Annotated in this window: 3 protein-coding genes; all 3 read right to left on the bottom strand. The window is 45.0% G+C overall.

From position 1 onward, the window contains the following. Window positions 1–3674, bottom strand: a 3674-nt coding sequence (locus F887_RS18220; RefSeq protein WP_005291733.1) for an ESPR-type extended signal peptide-containing protein, incomplete at its 3' end; no start/stop codon positions are given. Window positions 3675–3988: 314 nt separating this feature from the next. Beyond that, window positions 3989–4783: a trimeric autotransporter adhesin/peptidogylcan-associated protein TpgA gene (gene tpgA, locus F887_RS14850; protein WP_005291730.1), complete on the bottom strand. Its 795-nt coding sequence runs from the start codon at window positions 4781–4783 to the stop codon at window positions 3989–3991. 63 nt (window positions 4784–4846) lie between these two features. Beyond that, window positions 4847–5814, bottom strand: a 968-nt coding sequence (locus tag F887_RS14855; RefSeq protein ID WP_005291729.1) for a YadA C-terminal domain-containing protein, incomplete at its 5' end; no start/stop codon positions are given.

The raw sequence follows: 5814 nt of genomic DNA, 5'->3' as shown, positions 1-5814 counted from the left end.
GTTCTGCTTTCAACCGTCATGTTCTTGCCAGCTTCAACCTCTGTTTTCGATGCGGCTGCCGCTGTATCCAATTGGTCTTTATTTACAGCATCAGTACCTGCTGTACCCGCTGCAACATTACTGATCTTGTTACCCGCAACATCGATACCTGACTTGGTGATGCTTGGTCCATTGGCAATAGTTAGACCATCATTGTTGATGGTGGTATCGCCTGCCTTAATGCTGTTTACATTCAGGTCTTTGGCAAGTTCAATTGCAACCTTGCCGTCTTGTACTTTGGTGGTGATGTTCTCATCTGCACCCATAACGTCAACTGCTTCACCCAGTTTCTTCTGAACAGTGGTGCCGTCTTGTGCGGTTAAACCAAAGCCTTTGTCTGTTAAATCCTGTCCTGCTTTATCTAACTGGCCTTTGTTCACTGCATCACTGGCTTCGGTTCCATCAGCAACGTTAGTAACCTTATTGCCAGCTGCATCGATACCAGATTTGGTCACGCTCGGACCATTGGCAATAGTTAGACCATCATTATTAATGGTCGTATCGCCTGCCTTAATACTGTTCACATTCAGAGCTTTAGCAAGTTCAATTGCAACCTTGCCGTCTTGTACTTTGGTGGTGATGTTCTCATCTGCACCCATAACGTCAACAGCTTCACCCAGTTTCTTCTGAACAGTGGTGCCATCTTGTGCGGTTAAGCCAAAGCCTTTGTCAGTTAAGTCTTGACCTGCTTTATCTAACTGGCCTTTGTTTACTGCATCACTGGCTTCGGTTCCATCTGCAACGTTAGAAACTTTATTGCTAGCGGCATCGATACCTGACTTGGTCACGCTTGGACCATTGGCAATAGTTAGACCATCATTATTGATGGTGGTGTCGCCTGCCTTAATGCTGTTTACATTCAGATCTTTGGCAAGTTCAATTGCAACCTTGCCGTCTTGTACTTTGGTGGTGATGTTCTCATCTGCACCGACAACATCAACCGCTTCACCCAGTTTCTTCTGAACAGTGGTGCCATCTTGTGCGGTTAAACCAAAGCCTTTGTCTGTTAAGTCCTGTCCTGCTTTATCTAACTGGCCTTTGTTCACTGCATCACTGGCTTCGGTTCCATCTGCAACGTTAGAAACTTTATTGCTAGCGGCATCGATACCTGACTTGGTCATGCTTGGACCATTGGCAATAGTTAGACCATCATTATTGATGGTGGTGTCGCCTGCCTTAATGCTGTTTACATTCAGATCTTTGGCAAGTTCAATTGCAACCTTGCCGTCTTGTACTTTGGTGGTGATGTTCTCATCTGCACCGACAACATCAACCGCTTCACCCAGTTTCTTTTGAACAGTGGTGCCATCTTGTGCAGTTAAGCCAAAGCCTTTGTCAGTTAAGTCTTGCCCTGCTTTATCTAACTGGCCTTTGTTCACTGCATCACTAGCTTCGGTTCCATCCGCAACGTTAGTAACTTTATTGCCAGCCGCATCGATACCTGACTTGGTCACACTTGGACCGCCTGTAATGGTCATCCCATCATTGTTAATCACGGTATCGCCTGCAGTCACACTGTCCACTTTCAAGTCACGGTTCAGGCTGTACTTGATGTCATTGCCTTCTTTGGTTACTTGTAAGTTTTCTTCACCATCCGCTGTACCGATATCAACCGTATCGCCTGCTTTAACTGCGCCAGCGTTTTCTCCATTACTTTGTAAGGTCCAACCTTTATCCAATGCTGTAATCGCATCACCGACATTGTTCACGGTATTGCCATTTACATTGTAGTTCGGGGCAGTCACAGCACCGGTTGCAGGGTCATAGCTTGAACCGCCACCCAAAGCATCTGCGGTACTTTCACCCAGTTGGTCAACGCCATCCTGAACATTTTTTAATTGGCGGACGTTAACTGCATCGGTATCTGCTGCACCATCTGATAAGTTCTGGATACGTCTCTCATTGCCTGCTGTACCGACTGACACCACAGAAGCTGGGGCTGCTGTGCCTGTTCGATACGCTGCGCCTGTTGCAGTACTGGTTTGGCTACCTGCACCTAGTGCAACATCATCGACATTGGTTGCTACCGCATTCGAACCTAATGCAATGCCTCTTGATGCCTGAGCATTGGCTGCGTCACCGAGGGCAATCGCACCTGCCGCCGCCGCAGTGGATCGATTCCCCAGTGCAACTGATCCCTGACCAATGGCTTTGTTTTCATTACCCAATGCAACTGCACCATCAGCAGCCTCTGAAGCAGCTTCATTGCCTGCTGCAGTATTATTACGCCCCACCGCAACAGCACCATTACCATTGGCATTGTTTGGATCACCTATGGCAACTGCTCCGTCTCCTGTTGCTTTTTGATCGCGCCCGATTGCAACCGCACCACCATCAGCAGTTCCTGAATTGGCTGTTGTGGTACCAGAACCCATCGCAACGTTTTGACCTGTACTTCCTGTGGTAACGCCATTACCGACTGCAATGTTATTGCTACCGCCACTGGCTGTAGCAGCATTACGGCCAATCGCAATGTCATTATCGCCTTGAGCTTTAGAGCTATCGCCAACTGCGACGGTAGAGCTTCCTATACCTTGAGCGCTCGTACCCACTGCTGTAGATTTATTTCCTGTGGCTTGCACAAGTGCACCAAAACCACTTGATAACTCTCCACTTGCCACAGAATTTGAACCTGCGACCGTTGCACCGACAGCGGACGCATTTGCCTGATTACCTGTCGCTGTTGCAAAATTAGCGGTTGCTTTTGCGCCATTACCTAAAGCACTACTATATTCTGCAGTCGCTTCGGCTAGCCCACCAAAAGCCGATGCACCCAGTTTAGTTGCTTTGCTGTTTTGTCCAACTGCTGTTGTATTCTTACCTTCAGCTTGAGCACTCGCGCCTAAAGCCGTTGCCGTATAAATCGCTCCATTTTCAGTCACTCCTTTAGCAGAAGCATCTCGACCAAGTGCAATATCACCATAACCATTCGCATTAGAGTTATGCCCAATTGCGATAGACTTATCTCCTGCTGCAATGGCTCGCCCTGCGATTGCTACTGCCTGATTACCTGCAGCTCTTGCTCCCGAATTCCGACTATTTGAGAGCCCGTCAGTTCCCATTGCAACACTACCAACCCCGCTCGCTTGCGCCCAAGATCCAACTGCTGTTGATTGTGTCCCTGATGCTTGAGCCTGCATACCATATGCGGTAGATCGCGTTGCGGCTTCCGAACCAAAACCCATGACAGTTGCTCCAGCACCTGTCGCTGACGCATAGGCTCCCACAACTTGAACACCAAGATGGTTATTCCCTTTCGCATTACATCCAACGACATTACTCCAAGTACCACTACCATTTACAGGATTAGTGTCAGCTGGTCGATTTACGCCATCAGGCCCTACACCGGCGCCCGCAGTACAAGTTTGTGAACCCGTGTAGGTTGCTGCATGAGCTGAACTGCTTATCACAAAACCGAGCGATAATAGTACTGTTATACCTAAAATCTGAAATGCTTGAGGAATGATTGCGACTTTAAAACTTATAGATTCTAAATTCTTGGCTTTTTCAACATTTGCTTTTTTTGAAAATGAAACTGTCATATTACGTTTCTTACAAGAGCCTCGCGCAATTTCTGAAACAACCGTCCATAAATTTAAACTTTTATTCCAAACCAATCGGTAAATTTTATTCATAATTTAATCCTTTCTTATAATTCAGAAATATTAAATTTAGATAAAATTAATAAAATATTTTTAACAATCAGGCATAAAAGTTAACAATACAGTCCATTTCTTAATAAAAATAAACAAATAATCATTCATGGAAACACTAACAATCAAAAAATATTTTAAAATAAACCATATTAGGCCATTAATAATTAATAGAACCTATAAAACATAAATATCTTTTAATTTTAAAAACACACCAAACAACAAATTAAATTACTTTTTATGCAGACAATAAAAAAGCCAGTTGTAAATTAAACTGGCTCTCTATCTACTTTAAATTACCATTGAATATTCACTCTCCGATTTGGAGCTAAACATTGTACAACTTGTACATTTCTAGATTGACCAGAGCACTCTTGATATAGACTGGTCCCACCACTCACTTGTAATTGAATGCGTGCAGGATCTACACCCTGTTGTGCCAATAATTTCGCAACTGTATTGGCTCGACGTGATGATAAATCCTGGTTATAAGCAAACTTACCAAGTCGATCAGCATAACCCGAAATGACCACAGGATTTTGTGACTGTTGAATTGATCCGACGACGTTCGCAAGGTTAGTAGAACTTGGCTCTATTGAATTTGCATCTGCTCGATCAAAAGCAAAGAAGACTGTTGCACTTTGTGCGGCTGTTTGTATTGGTGCTGCAGGAACAACATTATTCGCTCCCCACGCCATTAAGCCCTGACACTCTTCTCCTTTCCATGATAAACGTTCAGCAATATATTTTTTGTCATAATCAATACGTAACTGACAACGCTTATAATCTTGGGTATTTGGTACGCGAATATCTAAAACGTAATTCCAAGTTCTCACTGCCAATACGCCTTCACTAAATTGCGGATTCCCAAGAATATGGCGAAATTGATCTTTATTCATGCCAGTATCTAAACGAGCGACATCATTATATTCATAACGTTTGACCAGTTTAAGATAACTCTTATCCACTTCAGGAAACGTCACCTCTTGAGATGATGTTAACTCAACTTCTGCTGGTACCTCTTCTTCGGCTTGGCTGTTAATCGCGATACCTGCAAGTGTAATCATCATAAAAGCTTGAAGTTTATTCATATATATTCTCACTTAATTATTGTAAAGGGGGAAAAGGAGAGCCTTTCGACTCTCCTAAAAGTTTTAGTCAATGATTGTACTAACACCAATACGAACAAGTGGGCTATTCCCTTCACTGCCCATTGCAGCACCCGTCGTGAGTGACCAACGACCATTGTCCGCAGTACGTCTGAAGGTCACACCAACCGCACTTTGATCATTGTAATAAGCAGCACCAGCAGCCATGGTCAATTTACCTGGAATAAATGGTGCGTTCTCAAGTGCCGCTGTTGCAGCAATACCCGCAGACATTCTGTCTTCCATTTTGTCCATGCGCTTGTTGGTGTCGTAGAATGCTTGTTGCATTTGATCACCGAGATTGGTTACACGATCATCAATCGCCCCTAGCGCATCACCGACATTGTTATGCGTACCACCTGCAACATTGTACGTCGGGCCTTTCCAACCCTTCTCAGGATCATAACCAGCTCCACCACCTAATGCCGCACCGACATCTTCATAAGAACGATGTAGTTGTCCACCATTGATGCCATCCTGTGAACCCTTCTCAATCCTTCCATCTGCTACACCCGTCACTTTCTTACCGCCTGCATTGATGCCGTCAGTCGTCATGCTTGGCCCTGCTTCGCCTTTCGGTCCAGTGATGCTGATGCCTCCACCTGTAATGGTCGTGGTACCTTTGTCACCCGCAACATTCACTTGGTTCGCATTCACATCTTTCGCGGTCACACTATCCACACTGATGTCCTTGGCTAAGCCAACCTCGTAGTCCGTACTGCCATCACTGTTCTTACTCTCTGTGACTGTAAGATTGTCATCTTTCTTACTCACCGTGGTTTTTGCAGCCTGAGCAGCTTTTCCAACCGCACCAATCGCATCATTGATGTTGTCTTTACCTGTTCCACCGATATTGCTAGTCGTGATAGTTCCATCTGGATTGACTGTTGCATTGCCGCCTACAACGTTTTTCACACTGTCCGCAACACCATGCAATTGACCGCCATTCACTGCATCTTTCGAGTCTTTGGCAA

The sequence above is a fragment of the Acinetobacter sp. NIPH 2100 genome, from assembly GCF_000369805.1.
Classification (GTDB): domain Bacteria; phylum Pseudomonadota; class Gammaproteobacteria; order Pseudomonadales; family Moraxellaceae; genus Acinetobacter.
This window is presented reverse-complemented; position numbering and strand designations above follow the sequence as displayed.